General features: G+C 60.3%; 10 protein-coding genes and 1 pseudogene. 7 read left to right on the top strand and 4 right to left on the bottom strand.

The features are described 5' to 3' along the window. The 6 genes and pseudogenes from sdhA to sucD all read left to right on the top strand — a co-directional run. Positions 1-484: pseudogene (gene sdhA, locus AACS18_RS23465) on the top strand (succinate dehydrogenase flavoprotein subunit); the annotation flags it as partial. A gap of 16 nt (positions 485-500) precedes the next feature. Then, positions 501-1,217: a succinate dehydrogenase iron-sulfur subunit gene (locus AACS18_RS12920; protein WP_005333549.1), complete on the top strand. Its 717-nt coding sequence runs from the start codon at positions 501-503 to the stop codon at positions 1,215-1,217. A gap of 115 nt (positions 1,218-1,332) precedes the next feature. After that, positions 1,333-4,143: a 2-oxoglutarate dehydrogenase E1 component gene (gene sucA / locus AACS18_RS12925; RefSeq protein ID WP_108614360.1), complete on the top strand. Its 2,811-nt coding sequence runs from the start codon at positions 1,333-1,335 to the stop codon at positions 4,141-4,143. Between the two features lie 33 nt (positions 4,144-4,176). Continuing rightward, a complete protein-coding gene (gene odhB / locus AACS18_RS12930) occupies positions 4,177-5,364 on the top strand; it encodes a 2-oxoglutarate dehydrogenase complex dihydrolipoyllysine-residue succinyltransferase (protein WP_108614361.1) in 1,188 nt (395 codons plus the stop codon). Positions 5,365-5,468: 104 nt separating this feature from the next. Continuing rightward, the gene (gene sucC / locus AACS18_RS12935) at positions 5,469-6,635 is read left to right on the top strand and encodes an ADP-forming succinate--CoA ligase subunit beta (protein ID WP_108614362.1); all 1,167 of its coding nucleotides are present in this window, start codon (positions 5,469-5,471) and stop codon (positions 6,633-6,635) included. Continuing rightward, positions 6,635-7,507, top strand: a complete 873-nt coding sequence (sucD, locus tag AACS18_RS12940) for a succinate--CoA ligase subunit alpha (protein WP_108614363.1) — start codon at positions 6,635-6,637, stop codon at positions 7,505-7,507. The genes sucC and sucD overlap by 1 nt, the downstream gene beginning before the upstream one ends. A 73-nt stretch (positions 7,508-7,580) precedes the next feature. Here sucD and AACS18_RS12945 read toward each other — a convergent pair whose 3' ends face one another. Together AACS18_RS12945 and AACS18_RS12950 are read right to left on the bottom strand one after the other, a co-directional pair. After that, on the bottom strand, positions 7,581-8,699 hold the full coding sequence (locus tag AACS18_RS12945; protein ID WP_108614364.1) for a hypothetical protein: 1,119 nt from the start codon (positions 8,697-8,699) through the stop codon (positions 7,581-7,583). Positions 8,700-9,105: 406 nt separating this feature from the next. Beyond that, on the bottom strand, positions 9,106-11,034 hold the full coding sequence (locus AACS18_RS12950) for an amidohydrolase (RefSeq protein WP_108614365.1): 1,929 nt from the start codon (positions 11,032-11,034) through the stop codon (positions 9,106-9,108). 226 nt (positions 11,035-11,260) lie between these two features. Here AACS18_RS12950 and AACS18_RS12955 point away from each other — a divergent pair, with 226 nt between their 5' ends. Next, on the top strand, positions 11,261-11,971 hold the full coding sequence (locus AACS18_RS12955; protein ID WP_181363446.1) for a TetR/AcrR family transcriptional regulator: 711 nt from the start codon (positions 11,261-11,263) through the stop codon (positions 11,969-11,971). 379 nt (positions 11,972-12,350) lie between these two features. On the opposite strand, the gene AACS18_RS12960 is transcribed toward AACS18_RS12955, so the two are convergent. Continuing rightward, positions 12,351-13,757 (bottom strand): FAD-dependent oxidoreductase, encoded by a 1,407-nt coding sequence (locus AACS18_RS12960; protein WP_108614366.1) that lies wholly within the window; start codon positions 13,755-13,757, stop codon positions 12,351-12,353. Between the two features lie 18 nt (positions 13,758-13,775). Then, positions 13,776-15,267, bottom strand: a 1,492-nt coding sequence (locus AACS18_RS12965; protein ID WP_108614367.1) for a putative 2-aminoethylphosphonate ABC transporter permease subunit, incomplete at its 5' end; no start/stop codon positions are given.

A 15,267-nucleotide genomic window follows, 5' to 3' on the forward strand; every position in this document is an offset into this window, starting at 1 on the left:
CGGCCGTGATGCTTCCGAGTCGGATCTGGATGCCGCATTGTCCCGCTTCAACCGCTGGGAAAATACCCGCAACGGCGAAGACCCGGTGCAGATCCGCAAAGACCTGCAGCGCTGCATGCAGAACAACTTCTCCGTATTCCGCGAAGGTGCGGCGATGGCAGAAGGGTTGGCCGAGCTCAAGGTTATCCGCGAGCGCCTCAAGTCAGCCCGTCTGGATGACACCTCCAAAGAGTTCAACACCCAGCGCATCGAGTGCCTGGAGCTGGACAACCTGATGGAGACGGCGTTTGCCACGGCGGTTGCCGCCAACTTCCGTACCGAGAGTCGCGGTGCTCACTGCCGCTTCGACTTCCCGGAGCGCGACGATGAGAACTGGCTGTGCCACAGCCTCTATCATCCGGACACCGAGTCCATGACCCGTCGCGCTGTCAACATGTCACCCAAGACCCGTGAGGCGTTCCCGCCCAAGGTCCGGACTTACTGATTGCGGAGCCAGCCCAATGAACGTCACATTCTCTGTCTACAGATACAATCCGGATGTTGATAACGTCCCCCATATGAAGGAATATCGTCTTGATATTCCTGAAGGTTCCGACATGATGGTGCTCGACGCACTGATCCAGTTGAAAGAGCTGGATCCCACGCTCGCCTTCCGCCGCTCTTGCCGCGAAGGGGTCTGTGGATCAGACGGTCTCAACATGAATGGCAAGAATGGTCTTGCCTGTATCACCCCGCTCTCCGACCTGCTGAAGAAGGGCAATAACGTCGTTATCCGCCCCTTGCCCGGCCTGCCGGTGATCCGTGATCTGGTGATCGACATGACCCAGTTCTACACCCAGTGGGAGAAGGTCAAACCCTTCCTCATCAATGATGACAAGTTGCCGCCGGTGCGTGAGCACCTGCAATCCCCCGAAGAGCGCGCCAAGCTTGACGGCCTGTACGAGTGCATTCTCTGTGCCTGCTGCTCCACTTCGTGCCCCTCCTTCTGGTGGAATCCCGACAAGTTCATCGGTCCGGCCGGGCTGCTCGCCGCCTACCGCTGGCTGGCTGACAGCCGCGACACCGCGACCACCGAACGACTGGGGAATCTGGACGACGCATTCAGCGTGTTCCGCTGCCATGGCATCATGAACTGCGTGAACGTCTGTCCGAAAGGCTTGAACCCGACCAAGGCGATTGGCCAGATCAAGTCGATGTTGCTCAATCGGGCTGTTTAGTATCAGGGCCGGCCAGGTGCTGGCCCGACCTCTGGATAGCCATCCGACCCGTGGCAGGATGGCTATTTGACCCCTACAAGCTGCGCAGCAGTAACAAGAAGTACAAGGGATAGAAATGCATAACGGCGTGATGAAGGCCTGGTTGGAGTCATCTCACCTGGCTGGTGCGAATGCAAGCTATATAGAGGATTTGTACGAATCCTTCCTGGAAAATCCTGACTCCGTGTCCGACGAGTGGCGCAGCCTGTTTAGCGAGCTGCCCCAGGTCAATGGCCATGCGGTTGAACAACCCCACTCCCAGGTCCGCGATTATTTCCGTCGTCTGGCCAAGGATCCCTCTCGCTACAGTGCCCCCGTCTCCGATCCGCAAGTGGATGCCAAGCAGGTGCGGGTATTGCAGCTGATCAACGCCTTCCGTTTCCGTGGTCACCAGAATGCCAATCTGGACCCGCTGGGCCTGTGGCAGCGTGAAACCGTTGCCGAACTGGATCCTGCGTTCCACAACCTGCAGGGCGCAGATATGGAGGCCACCTTCAATGTGGGCTCCTACGCCATCGGTCGCGAGACCATGGTGCTCTCCGACCTCTACGCCTCGCTGAAGAAGACCTACTGCGGATCCATCGGCGCCGACTACATGCACCTCACCTCCACGGAAGAGAAGCGCTGGCTGCAACAGCGTCTCGAATCCATTGAAGGGAAGGGGAGCTACACCCTCGAAGAGAAGACCCGTTTCCTCGAGAGCCTGACCGCCGCCGAAGGGCTGGAGAAATATCTGGGCGCCAAGTTCCCGGGAGCCAAGCGCTTCTCGCTGGAAGGTGGCGATGCCATGATCCCCATGCTCAAGGAGCTGATCCGTCGCGCCGGTGAGCAGGGCTGCAAAGAGGCCGTTATCGGCATGGCCCACCGCGGTCGTCTCAACGTGCTGATCAACGTGCTGGGCAAGCGCGCTCAGGACCTGTTCGACGAGTTTGCCGGCAAGCACGGAGAATCGTGGGGTACCGGTGATGTGAAGTACCACATGGGCTTCTCCTCCGACTTCGCCACCCCGGGTGGCAACGTCCACCTTGCGCTGGCGTTCAACCCCTCTCACCTCGAGATCGTCAACCCTGTGGTCATCGGCTCGGTCCGTGCCCGGATGGATCGTCGTGGTGACAAGGATGGTTCCAGTGTGCTGCCCATCACCATTCACGGTGACTCGGCCATGGCCGGTCAGGGCGTGGTGGCCGAGACCTTCAACATGTCCCAGACCCGCGCCTATGGCGTCGGCGGGACGGTGCGCATCGTCATCAACAACCAGGTTGGTTTCACCACCTCCTATATTCGTGACCTGCGCTCCACCGAATATTGCACCGACATCGCCAAGGCGGTGCAGGCGCCGGTGCTGCACGTCAACGGGGATGATCCGGAAGCCGTGGTGCTGGTGACCCAGATTGCGCTGGATTATCGCAACACCTTCAAGCGCGACGTGGTGATCGAACTGGTTTGCTACCGTCGTCACGGTCACAACGAAGCGGACGAGCCAAACGCGACTCAGCCCTTGATGTACCAGAAGATCAAGCAGCACCCGACCCCGCGCAAGATCTACGCCGATCAGCTGGTGGCCGAGGGGAGCATTGCCCAGGAGCAGGCGACGACTCTGGTCAACGAGTATCGCGAAGCGCTGGATCGCGGCGAGCGGGTGAGCAAAGAGTGGCGGCCGATGGAGCTGCACTCCGTCGACTGGACCCCTTATCTGGGCCACGACTGGAACATGGCCTATGACAGCACAGTGCCGATGGATCACCTCAAAGCCCTCGGCGAGCGGGTGAGCCAGTATCCGGCTACCCACGTGCTGCAGCGTCAGGTCGAGAAGATTTACGAAGACCGCCGTCTGATGGCCGCGGGCGAAAAGCTGGTGGACTGGGGCTTTGCCGAGACCCTGGCCTACGCCACCCTGGTGGACAAGGGTTCCCGCATCCGCTTTACCGGTGAAGACTCCGGCCGTGGCACCTTCTTCCACCGCCACGCCGTGCTGCACAACCAGACCGATGCCAGCACCTACACCCCGCTGTGCAACCTGCACGACGAGCAGGGTCCGTTCGAGATTTACGACTCGGTACTGACCGAGAACGCGGTACTGGCCTTTGAATATGGCTACGCCAGCGCCGAGCCGGCTGGCCTCACCATCTGGGAAGCCCAGTTCGGTGACTTCGCCAACTGTGCTCAGGTGGTAGTCGACCAGTTCCTCTCCTCCGGCGAGCAGAAGTGGGGCCGGATGTGCGGCCTGACCATGCTGCTGCCGCACGGTTACGAGGGGCAGGGGCCGGAGCACTCCTCCGCCCGTCTGGAGCGTTATCTGCAGATGTGCGCCCAGCACAACATGCAGGTGTGCGTGCCCTCAACCCCGGCTCAGGTATTCCACATGCTGCGCCGTCAGGTGGTACGCCCGATGCGCCGTCCGCTTATCGTGATGACCCCCAAATCCCTGCTGCGCCACCCGCTGGCGGTCAGCAAGCTCGAAGATCTGGCGGAAGGCACCTTCCAGAACGCCATTGGCGAGATCGACGCGCTGGATCCGAAAGCGGTCAAGCGGGTGGTCTTCTGTTCCGGCAAGGTCTATTACGACCTGCTCGAAGCCCGTCGCAAGGCGGAGCAGAAGGATGTGGCGATCGTGCGGATCGAACAGCTCTATCCCTTCCCGGAAGAGGAAGTGCGCGCCATTCTGGCCGATTACAGCCACGTCACCGATTTTGTCTGGTGTCAGGAAGAGCCGCAAAACCAGGGCGCCTGGTACTGCACCCGTCACAACTACGATGACGTGCTGCCGACCGGAGCCACCCTGCGTTATGCTGGTCGTCCGGCGTCCGCCTCGCCGGCGGTTGGTTACATGTCCGTCCACGCCAAGCAGCAGAAAGCCTTGGTGGAAGATGCCCTTACTCTGGCCTAAGCCCTGAACAAGAAGTAACAAGGAACTGATTAGATGACTATCGAGATCAAGGTACCGGACCTGCCGGAATCAGTGGCGGATGCCACCATTGCCACCTGGCACAAGAAGCCGGGTGATCTGGTTGCCCGTGATGAAGTGCTGGTCGACATCGAAACCGACAAGGTGGTGCTGGAAGTGCCGGCACCGCAAGCTGGCGTGCTGGGCGACATCCTGCAGGCAGAGGGGGCGACCGTCCTCTCCCGCCAGCTGATCGCCACCATCAAGGCGGCTGCCGTGGCCGGTGAAGAGACCAAGGAGAAGCCGGCCGAAGCGGTTGCCGATGATGGCGCCGATGGCCTGAGCCCCTCCGTGCGTCGTCTGATTGGCGAGCACGACATCGACGTGGCCAAGCTGACTGGCACCGGCAAGGGCGGTCGCATCACCAAGGATGATGTGGAAGCCTACATCAAGGCGCTGAGCAAGCCTGCCGCAGCCGCTCCGGTAGCTGCTGCCCCGGTCGCGCCGGTTGCCGCGCTGGCCGGTCGCAGCGAGAAGCGGGTGCCGATGACCCGTCTGCGCAAGCGCATCGCCGAGCGTCTGCTGGAAGCGAAAAACACCACCGCCATGCTGACCACCTTCAACGAGGTCAACATGAAGCCCATCATGGATCTGCGCAAGCAGTACGGCGAGATCTTCGAGAAGAAGCACGGCATCAAGCTCGGCTTCATGTCCTTCTACGTGAAGGCGGTAGTGGAGTCCCTCAAGCGCTATCCGGAAGTGAACGCCGGGCTGGATGGTGACGACATCGTCTACCACAACTACTTCGACGTCAGCATCGCCGTCTCCACCCCCCGTGGTCTGGTGACGCCGGTGCTGCGCGACTGCGACAACATGAGCCTGGCCGACATCGAGAAGGCCATCAAGGATCTGGCCGGCAAGGGCCGTGACGGCAAACTGACCGTGGATGAGCTGACTGGCGGCAACTTCACCATCACCAACGGTGGTGTGTTCGGTTCCCTGGTGTCCACCCCGATCATCAACCCGCCCCAGAGCGCCATTCTGGGCATGCACAAGATCCAGGATCGCCCGATGGCCGTTGACGGCAAGGTCGAGATCCTGCCGATGATGTACTTGGCCCTCTCCTACGATCACCGTCTCATCGACGGGCGCGAATCGGTAGGCTTCCTGGTCTCCGTCAAGGAGCTCCTGGAAGATCCGACCCGCCTGCTGCTGGACGTCTGAGCAACCAACTGAAAGATAACGAGGGGCCCCCGAGGCCCCCACTCACAGGGGATTGAGAAACACGAGCCCCGGACGGAAATACCTACAACACGGATAGAGCATCTATGAATCTGCATGAATATCAGGCAAAACAGCTGTTTGCCGAGTATGGCCTGCCGGTCTCCGAAGGTTATGCCTGTGCTACCCCGCAGGAAGCGGCCGAAGCGGCCGACAAGATTGGCGGCAATACCTGGGTGGTGAAATGCCAGGTACACGCCGGTGGTCGCGGCAAGGCGGGCGGCGTAAAAGTGGCCAAGAGCAAGGATGAGATCCGTGCCTTCGCCCAGAACTGGCTGGGCAAGAACCTGGTGACCTACCAGACTGACGCCAACGGCCAGCCGGTCACCAAGATCCTGGTTGAATCCTGCACCGACATCGCCAAAGAGCTCTACCTGGGTGCCGTGGTTGACCGTGGTTCGCGCCGCGTGGTCTTCATGGCCTCCACCGAAGGTGGCGTGGATATCGAGAAGATTGCCCACGAAACCCCCCATTTGATCCACAAGGCGGCCATCGATCCGCTGGTGGGTCCGCAGGCCTATCAGGCCCGCGAACTGGCCTTCAAACTGGGTCTGGTCGGCGATCAGATCAAACAGTTCACCAAGATCTTCTTAGGCTTGGGCCAGATGTTCCTGGATTGCGATTTCGCGCTGCTGGAGATCAACCCGCTGGTGATCACCAAGCAGGGCAACCTGCACTGCCTCGATGGCAAGATCAACATCGATGCCAACGCCCTCTATCGTCAGCCCAAGCTGCGCGAAATGCATGACCCGTCACAAGATGACCCCCGCGAAGCGCACGCCGCCCAGTGGGAGCTCAACTATGTGGCGCTCGATGGCAACATCGGCTGCATGGTCAACGGCGCAGGTCTGGCCATGGGTACCATGGATATCGTCAACCTGCACGGTGGCAAACCGGCCAACTTCCTTGACGTCGGCGGCGGCGCCACCAAGGAGCGCGTAACCGAGGCGTTCAAGATCATCCTCTCCGACAGCAACGTCAAAGCGGTGCTGGTCAACATCTTCGGCGGCATCGTGCGCTGCGACATGATCGCGGAAGGCATTATCGGTGCGGTCAAGGAAGTGGGGGTCAAGGTGCCCGTCGTGGTCCGTCTGGAAGGCAACAACGCCGAGCTGGGTGGTATCAAGCTGGCCGAGAGCGGCCTCAACATCATTGCGGCCAAGAGTCTGACCGATGCCGCGCAGCAAGTCGTCAAAGCAGCGGAGGCCAACTGATGAGCGTACTGATCAACAAGGACACCCGAGTCATCTGCCAGGGCTTTACCGGCGGTCAGGGTACTTTCCACTCCGAGCAGGCGCTCTCCTACGGCACCCAGCTGGTTGGCGGCGTCTCCCCGGGCAAGGGTGGCACCACCCATCTGGGCCTGCCGGTGTTCAACACCGTCCGTGACGCGGTCGAAGCGACCGGCGCCACTGCCTCCGTCATCTATGTTCCGGCACCGTTCTGCAAGGACGCGATCCTGGAAGCGATCGACGCGGGCATCAAGCTCATCGTCACCATCACCGAAGGCATCCCGACGCTGGATATGCTGGACGTCAAAGTGAAGCTGCAAGAGACCGGCGTGCAGATGATCGGCCCCAACTGCCCGGGTGTGATCACCCCGGGTGAGTGCAAGATCGGCATCATGCCGGGCCACATTCACAAGCCGGGCAAGGTGGGCATCGTCTCCCGCTCCGGTACCCTGACCTACGAAGCGGTCAAGCAGACCACTGACGAGGGCTTTGGCCAGTCCACCTGCGTCGGTATCGGTGGCGACCCCATCCCGGGCTCCAACTTTATCGACATTCTGGAGATGTTCCAGAACGACCCGCAGACCGAAGCGATCGTGATGATCGGCGAGATCGGCGGCAACGCCGAGGAAGACGCGGCCGCCTATATCAAGGCCCACGTCACCAAGCCGGTGGTCTCCTATATCGCCGGTGTTACCGCGCCTCCCGGCAAGCGGATGGGCCACGCTGGCGCCATCATCTCCGGTGGCAAGGGTACCGCTGCCGAGAAGTTTGCCGCGCTGGAAGATGCTGGCGTGAAAACTGTCCGCTCCCTGGCCGATATCGGCAAGGCCCTGCGCGAAGTGACTGGCTGGTAATTTCTGTTAGCCCGTTATCTCTAATAAAAAAGCCGCCTAATGGGCGGCTTTTTTGTGGAGTGAAACTGAGAGTTTACGATACGATCTCAAATAAACTATCAGAACTTTTTCTGGTTAGAATTTTTATGCCACCAAAGCCAAGAGTACCGTGAGTAGCATAGCAATATTCGAATATTAAAATGTCTTCAATTCCATCATTATTAAAGTCTGCTCTAGCCACCTCAATTAATTGCTGACCCATTCCGCTTGGCTCCTCGATGCACAGCGTGTTTTGTTTAATACGTTTAATAACTATTAAACCGTCATCAACTTTGCTTTGGTAAGTAGCGTCAGAGATGTTTTCTGGTATATCTCCAAGCGATGGAAAGAGAGTGAATGGCATCAAATGAAGATCGATAATGCCAACTCTAGGATCAGTAATGAAGCTTCTTTCTGGTGTTTTTGCAGCCTGAAGGGAATTTAACAATCCACACTGGTGTTCGAAGAACGTAGACATTTTGATATTAAATGTCGTGAGAGCGTAGTAACCAGATTGAATAGCTTTGTCGTATTCCTTACAGGTTCGGACATGGATTTTGTCGTTCGAATCGTTGGTTAAAGTTACACCATCAATGTTAGTGTTAAGCCCTAATCGTATTGGTCGGTTGCGAAGATAATCAATATCTGATTTTGAAATAGTACTAATTTCTTCATAGTCAGAAAAATGCATCTTTTCTAAAAGATGGAAAATATCTTGCGGTTGCTCATTATGTTCTTCAAGTATTTTAACTATTTCAGATGGTGATAGTTCACCTCGTTCTAGGCACTGTTGCAATAGGATTAAAGCCTTCCCGCTGTTCTTGCGCTTTTCAATTTTTTCTAAAGTTATTTGAACCTCTTTCTTCTTGTTTTTCGCAATTGCAAGGAAAAAATGAACATGAGCCTCATCGAATACAAGCGAACCTTTTTGAAGATTCGCCCCTGCACGACATGGGAGTAGATTCTCATATCCATGGAGGTCGAAATTTTCATTTAACCCCAATATGTTTCTTACTCGTTGAAATTCGGCAGGGTCATTAGCTAGGTATTCAGGAATAATATGATCGATATGAAAGCAACTGATATCAAGACGTTCTCTTGTGTAAGCACATTTCTTCTCATGAGCTAGCCATAAAGCTTCTCGTTGGGATGCACTGAACTTTTGGTTTGACATAAAAAAGCTTATATCCCTAAGGGTGTGTAACACAGGTAACTATCAATCAGGGGGTTAGTATGCCACAGCCTTTGTCTACAGGCAGAATCCATCAGGCCAAGATTGTTACGCTGTTGCAACCAAGTTGGCTAATGCTGTTGCGCTGGTGAATCAATCCTGCCGCTGCTTGGGGCAGCCCGCTGGCCATGCTGGTTGCCAATGCCCCGCCGATTTGGGGCAAAGGGGCACGCCGAACGTGGGTTAAACCCGCTCATTATCCCTTGCGTAACTTTCCTCGCTATCAGCTCTAGCTATCACTCCCCGAAGTAAAAATGCCGACCCAAAGGTCGGCATGTTGCTTTTACAAGGCGTCGGGCTGGCGGCATATGCGCTTAGCGCGCAGTTGACGAAATCCTCACACTTGAGCCTATTGGCTAAAGACCGTCTGCCCGCGAAACACGGTGCGGGTGACTTTGGTATCGGCGATCTGCTCCGGTTTGCCGCTGGCGACCAGCTGGTAGAGATCCCGATCCAGCACGATAAAGTCGGCCGATTTTCCTGCCTCGATGGAGCCGCTGATAGCCTGCTGGCGCACCGCGCGGGCGCCGTTGATGGTGTAGGCATCCAGCATCTGGTCGAGGGTGATGCGCTGGCTCGCCCGAAAGTCATCGCCGCTCTGGGGGGCGTGGTTGACCCCGGCGGCCATATTGGCGAAGGGGCGCGGATCGCGGCTATCGACCGGCGCATCGCTGCCAGCCACCAGAATGGCCCCCGCCTTGCGCGAGCTGGCCACCGGATAGAGCGCCTGCTTGAGATACCCCTTGGGATCGTACATCGCCTCGTGCAGGGATTGCCCCTTGCGGGTCGGCTGGATAAAGGGGGTGACCAGCATGTCGTATTCGGGCTGGGGGTTGGTCCAGGCGTAGGTGAAGGTGAGGTAGAGGCCAAGCTGGCCGAGCCGCTGCTGATCGTCCGGATGCACCACCTGCAGATGGGCGAGGGTGTGGGGAGTGCCGTGATCGCCGTTGCTGGCGCGGGCCGCCTCCAGCGCATCGAGGGCCATGCGGGTGGTGCGATCGCCGATGCTGTGCATATGGATGCTAAAGCCCGCCTTGTCGAGCGCCCCCACGTAGCGGTTCAGATCTGCGGCGCGGTAGTTGACCAGCCCCTTGCTGCCGGCATCCTCGCTGTTGGCGGTGATGGTGACCTGCTCGCCACCCTGATCCGCGGCGAGGTGGGGGGTCTGGTAGTTGCTCAGCATGCCGGCGTTGGGCAGGAAGGGGGGCGTACTGAAGGGATCCCCCTCCAGTACCCCGTCGAGGAAGATCTTGACCGCATCGGCCTTGATCAGGGGGTCACCCGCAAACTGGTCGCGCACCCGGTTGGCCTTGGCCAGATGGCCGCCGATGTCGAGCTTGCCGCTGTAGTCATCCTCGTGAAAACAGGTGGCGGCGGTGACCCGCATATTGAGCAGCCCCTGATCTTCCATCTCTCGCAGGCGATCGCGGATAAAGTCGGTAGCGCAGGCATCCTGAATGCTGGTGATGCCGCGCGAGGCCATCAGGGTCGAGACGGCGGGCAGGATCTGGCGATACTGGTTCGCCGCCTGCTCGTCATGGGCGCTGAGCAGGCCGCTGTCGGGGGAGGGAATAGCGCTGCGGGCCCCTTCGCGAATGACGCCGCTATCGAGATCCACATAGGGTTTGAAAGGGGCAAAGAGGCCGCCCGGCGCCAGGGTGGTGGCGGTGAAACCCACCTGTTTGCCGCTTTTATCGGTCGCCAGCGCCAGTGCCCGCGAGTTGTAGGCGCTGGCGTGGCCATCGACCCCGGCCAGCACCACCGGATTGTCGGGGGCGGCGGCATCGAGGGCCGCCAGCACGGTTTTATAGGCGGCGGTGGGGGCGTTGCCCTCGTAGGGAGACCACTGGTTGATCACCAGCCAGTCGCCAGCCTTGGGGGCGTAGCGGGGCAGGCAGCGCTTCACCTTGGCCGCCAGCTCGCCGAGATCGACCGGCTTGCCGTCGAGATCGCACATATCGAGCGCCACCGTGCCCAGCAGGTGGATATGGTTGTCGTGCAGCCCCGGCAGCACCATCTTCCCCTGCAGATCCACCACCTGGGTGTCGGGGGGGCTGAGTGCCTCGGCCCCCTGCCGGTTGCCCACATAGAGGAACTGGCCGCCGCTCACCACCATGGCCTCTGCCACCTGCCGCTGACCATCCTGGGTGTGGATCTTGCCGTTGAGATAAAGAGTGCGTGCGGCGGTGGGCGGCTGCCCCTGCTGGCAGCCCGCCAGCAGCGGGGCGAGCAGCAACAATGTGCGGGAAAGGGAGTGGTGTGGTGCCTTGCAATCCATGCAGTGATCTCCTTGAGGGTCGGGTTTTGTGCAGCGTTTACTGCAAATAGCGCGATCTCTTTATGGCTGCCTGGTCAAAAAATGCCAGCAATTGCTGCAAATATTTAACGTTTTGTTTACCATGTCACATCAATCGGTGGCGAGCGGGGCGCGGTGCCCGTTTTGCTGATGTACCAAGATGTACAACCAGAGCGCCTTGCCGATGGGCCAACAACAGGGAGGCGTGATGTCAGAGGAGTCAGTGGCAGAGGGGCCGTTACCCCGGGTGCTCACCATGCGCCGCCAACCCAAACAGCAGCGCAGTCAGGCGGTGGCCAGCCGCATCGAGGAGGCGACCCTGAGCCTGTTGCAGGAGCAGGGCTTTACTGCTCTCAATACCAACGCCATCGCCGATCGGGCGGGGGTGGGGATCAAGTCGCTCTATCACCTCTATCCCAACAAGGAGGCGATTATCTGCCGCCTCGCCATGGGGTGGCTGGCGGCGGTTTGCGAGGCGCAGGCGGCGATCCGACTGCAGGCGACCAGCTGGCCACAGGCGCTGGTGCTGCTCGACGAGGCGCTGGAGCGCCGCTTTGTCGGCTATGGCGCCCTCTGGCATGCCATGGATTTGATCCCCGAGCTGCATGCGCTGGAGCAGCAGCACGAGCGGCGCCAGATTGACTTCTGGTCATCCCTGCTGCGCGATTTTGGCTGCCGCTGGCCCGAGGCGGAGCTCACGACTCTGGTGCGCTACTTCTATCGCACCGCTGATGTCACCAAGCAGTGCACCCGGGGTGACGGGGATCTCGGCCAGCAGATGTGGCTGCTGCACCGCCACTGGAGCGAGCAGCTGATCGCCGCCGCCATTGCCGAGCCCGACCCCGAGCGGGTGTGGCAGGCAAGGCCGGCGCTGCTGCTAGGGACGGAAATCCCTGCGGCTGACAAGTGGCGGCGATAAACCGCGTGCAAGCGTAAGGGGTTGGCGCTCTTTGCCCTGATCGGCGTGGCTCTTCGGCGTGGTTCTCTCTGGCGCGATATCCCAGCAGGATGGTGCCTTGTCAGCCTGATTGTTGCGACAGTGAAATGATGTTTCTCGATGGTGTTTCGCTGATGAAACAGTGCTGTTGGTGGCAAGTCGAGCACCGTGTGTGCCGTGTCTTGTCTATACCGTCCGATGCCCTCCGATCCGGGCGATGCAGCGCGGAGCTGATCGCAGGTTTTCGCCGCTCGGGATCTGATGGCCTATGGTGCCAATAGCAAAGCGCCGACCCTGGGGTCGGCGCTTTGCTTGTTGCAGTCAGACGGGGCAGAAGCGTGCGGAATTGGTATTACCGCGCTTACTTGTCTGCCTTGCCAGCGGCATCGGCAAGTTTGGCCAGCTGTTTGTCATACCAGGCCACCGGACGGTTCTCATCTTCCGCCCGCTCCTTGCGCCGGATGGCGTTGCGCACCGCCATGGCCCCCAGCCAGCGAAATGGCTCTGGCGGAAAATAGCCACGCGGGCCGCTGACCAGCGCGCAGTCGCGCCACGGCTTGTCCTCCTCCCGCACTTCATCGCTCACCAAGGCTGCCAGGATCTGGCCACCGATCCAGCTCTGGGCCACCCCGTTGCCGGAGTAGCCGAGGCCATAGACGATATTGGGCTGTCCTCGCCAGTGGCCGAAGAAGGGGAGGCCATCTACCGAGCGGTCGGAGGCGCCGCACCAGCTGGCGGCTATGGGCACCTCTTTGAGCGCCGGAAAGAAGCGGCGCAGGGTGCGGGTGAGGGGGGCAAGATAACGGCTGGGGGCATCGAACTCGGCCAGATGGCGGTTGGCAAAGGCGAAGGTGTTGCCCCCCTTGCCCAGCATCAGCCGACCTTGCGGGGTGGAGCGGTAGTAATGGACAAAGGTGCGGCCATCCACCACGGAGCGGCCGTGCGCAAGCTGCTGGGCGGCCAGTGCATCCGGCGCGGGGTCGGTTATCACCATATCGGAGGAGACCAGCACTATACTGCGGCGAAACTCGCGAAAGTGCTGCACCATGGCGCTGTTGAGGGCCAGCACCACCTTGCGGGCACGCACCTCACCTTGCGGTGTTTGCACCCGTGCAGGCTGGCCCGCCTCAAGGCGCTGCATGGGGGAGTGTTCATAGACCTCGACCCCCAGCTCCCGCGCCACCCGCAGCAGGCCGCGCACCAAGAGTGCCGGTTGCACCGAACCCGCGTGGGGACTGTAGAGCCCCTCCAGATGAACGTGGGAGCCGCTCTGGCTCGCCAGTTCACCCTCCGCAATTGGCTGCCACTGGTTAAGGTTGGCTCGCTTGAGTTCCTGCAATACCGGCTCCATCAGGCCGCGCTGGGCCTCGCTGGTGGCGGTGTAACAGGTGCCCTCGACCCTCAGCTGCGCCTCAATGTTGTGCTTTTCGCAGAAGCGGGCGATCTCGTGCACCGCCTGCTCGGATCTTTGTACCAGCCAGGCTGCCTGCTGCTCGCCAAAGAGGCGCTTTAAGGTCAGGTATTTGGCCGACCAGGTGAGCAGGCAGCCGCCGTTGCGCCCGGAGGCGCCGCTGCCGCAGCGATCTTTTTCCAGCACCAGGATGCGCAAGTGTGGCTCGGCCTGTTTAAGGGCGATGGCGCTCCAGAGCCCGGTAAAGCCGCCGCCGACGATGCAGACATCGGCCTCGTGGTTGCCGACTAGGGGCGTGGGCGGCGCGGGTTGTTCGGCGGCGAGCGCCTCGGCCAGCCAAAAGGGGAGAGTGGACATGATGACTCCTCGACAAGGTTATGGGTGGCGCCAGCGCTGGGTGCGATCCAGCAGAGCGCGGCTCAAAAAGAGCTGGAGCAGCTTGACGGTGGCGGCGGCCAGCAGGATCAGGGTGGCCATGGCGGCGGCCGCGGCGGTATCGCCGGAGTCCTCCATATTGAGCACGGCGATGGAGGCGAGCACGCTGTCGCTCGAATAGAGGAAGATCACCGCCGAGGTGGTGGTCATGGCGTTGACGAACAGATAGATAAAGATCTCCAAGAGCGCTGGCAGGGAGGCGGGCAGGGTGACTCGCCAGAACGCCTTCCAGAGCGGAATGCGCAATGAGATGGCCACCAGCTCCAGCTCCTTGGGCAACTGCTTGAGGCTGGTCAGCGCCGTCATATGACCCACCGTGTAGTAGTGGATGACGCAGGAGAGCACCATCAGCGGCAGAGTGCCATAGAGAGTGCCGTAGAGGCCGCCAAACAGCGGATTGCCGTTGAAAAAGAAGATGTAACCCAGCCCCAGCACCATGCCGGGCACCGCCAGCGACAGCATGGCGAGCAGATGCAACAGCTGGCGCAGCGACGCAAAGTGGCGCCCCTTCTCCTGCGCCCAGGCCAGCACCATCACCAGCACGGTGCCGATAAGCGCGGTATAGAGGCCCAGCTGCAAGGTGTTGGTAAAGGGCTGCCAGCCATAGACGCTGTTGCTGTCAAAGGCGTAGTGATCCAGCGTCAGCCCGAGGTTGTAGGGCCAGAACTGCACCAGCGAGCCGTAAACGGCCATCCCCACCAGCGCCAGAAACAGCAGGGCCCAGAGCGTGCACCAACCGAGCGCCAGCAGATCCCGCAGCCGATGGGGGTTGGGCTGATAGGGAACCGCCTTGGTGCTGCTCTGCTCCTGCATCTTGCTGCGTACCCAGTGCTCCAGGGCAAAGCTCAAGAGCGCTGGCAGCAGCAGGGTGACGCTGGCAACGGCGCCGAGGGAGAAGTTCTGCATCCCGATCACCTGCCGGTAGATGTCGGTGGCCAGCACGCTGTATTGGCCGCCAATCACCTTGGCCACCCCGAAGTCACAGATAGTGAGGGTGAAGACGGCGATGGCGGCGCTGAGCAGGCCATAACGGGCGGTGGGCAGGGTGACGGTGACAAAGGTGCGCCAGCCGCTGCTGCCGAGCACCCGGGAGGCTTCATAGAGTCGGGCATCGCTCTGACCGAGCGCCGTGATAAGGATCATCAGGGCGTGGGGAAAGCACCAGAAGCCAAGGCCAATGACGATACCGATGGGGCCGTAGATGCTCTCGCCGCCGAGCAGCCCCTTGGCAATCCCCTGATTGCCAAACCAGTAGACCAGACTGATGGCGGGCAGCAGGGAGGGCATCAAGAGCGGAATAAGGCCAACGAGGCGAAACAGGCTCTTGCCCGGCATACAGGTGCGGGTGAGGGCATAGGCGTAGCCAAAGGCGATGGTCACCACCAGCGCGGTGATCAGCACCCCGAGCCAGAGGGTGTTGCCTATGGTGCGG

This window comes from Aeromonas sp. HMWF015, assembly GCF_963878965.1.
Lineage (GTDB): Bacteria > Pseudomonadota > Gammaproteobacteria > Enterobacterales > Aeromonadaceae > Aeromonas > Aeromonas veronii.

What these genes read in the sequence shown, in the direction of transcription:
- AACS18_RS12945 (WP_108614364.1), bottom strand. Translation starts at nt 8,699, where the DNA reads ATGTCAAACCAAAAGTTCAGTGCATCCCAACGAGAAGCTTTATGGCTA.
- odhB (WP_108614361.1), top strand. Translation starts at nt 4,177, where the DNA reads ATGACTATCGAGATCAAGGTACCGGACCTGCCGGAATCAGTGGCGGAT.
- sucD (WP_108614363.1), top strand. Translation starts at nt 6,635, where the DNA reads ATGAGCGTACTGATCAACAAGGACACCCGAGTCATCTGCCAGGGCTTT.
- AACS18_RS12955 (WP_181363446.1), top strand. Translation starts at nt 11,261, where the DNA reads ATGTCAGAGGAGTCAGTGGCAGAGGGGCCGTTACCCCGGGTGCTCACC.
- AACS18_RS12960 (WP_108614366.1), bottom strand. Translation starts at nt 13,757, where the DNA reads ATGTCCACTCTCCCCTTTTGGCTGGCCGAGGCGCTCGCCGCCGAACAA.
- sucA (WP_108614360.1), top strand. Translation starts at nt 1,333, where the DNA reads ATGCATAACGGCGTGATGAAGGCCTGGTTGGAGTCATCTCACCTGGCT.
- AACS18_RS12920 (WP_005333549.1), top strand. Translation starts at nt 501, where the DNA reads ATGAACGTCACATTCTCTGTCTACAGATACAATCCGGATGTTGATAAC.
- AACS18_RS12950 (WP_108614365.1), bottom strand. Translation starts at nt 11,034, where the DNA reads ATGGATTGCAAGGCACCACACCACTCCCTTTCCCGCACATTGTTGCTG.
- sucC (WP_108614362.1), top strand. Translation starts at nt 5,469, where the DNA reads ATGAATCTGCATGAATATCAGGCAAAACAGCTGTTTGCCGAGTATGGC.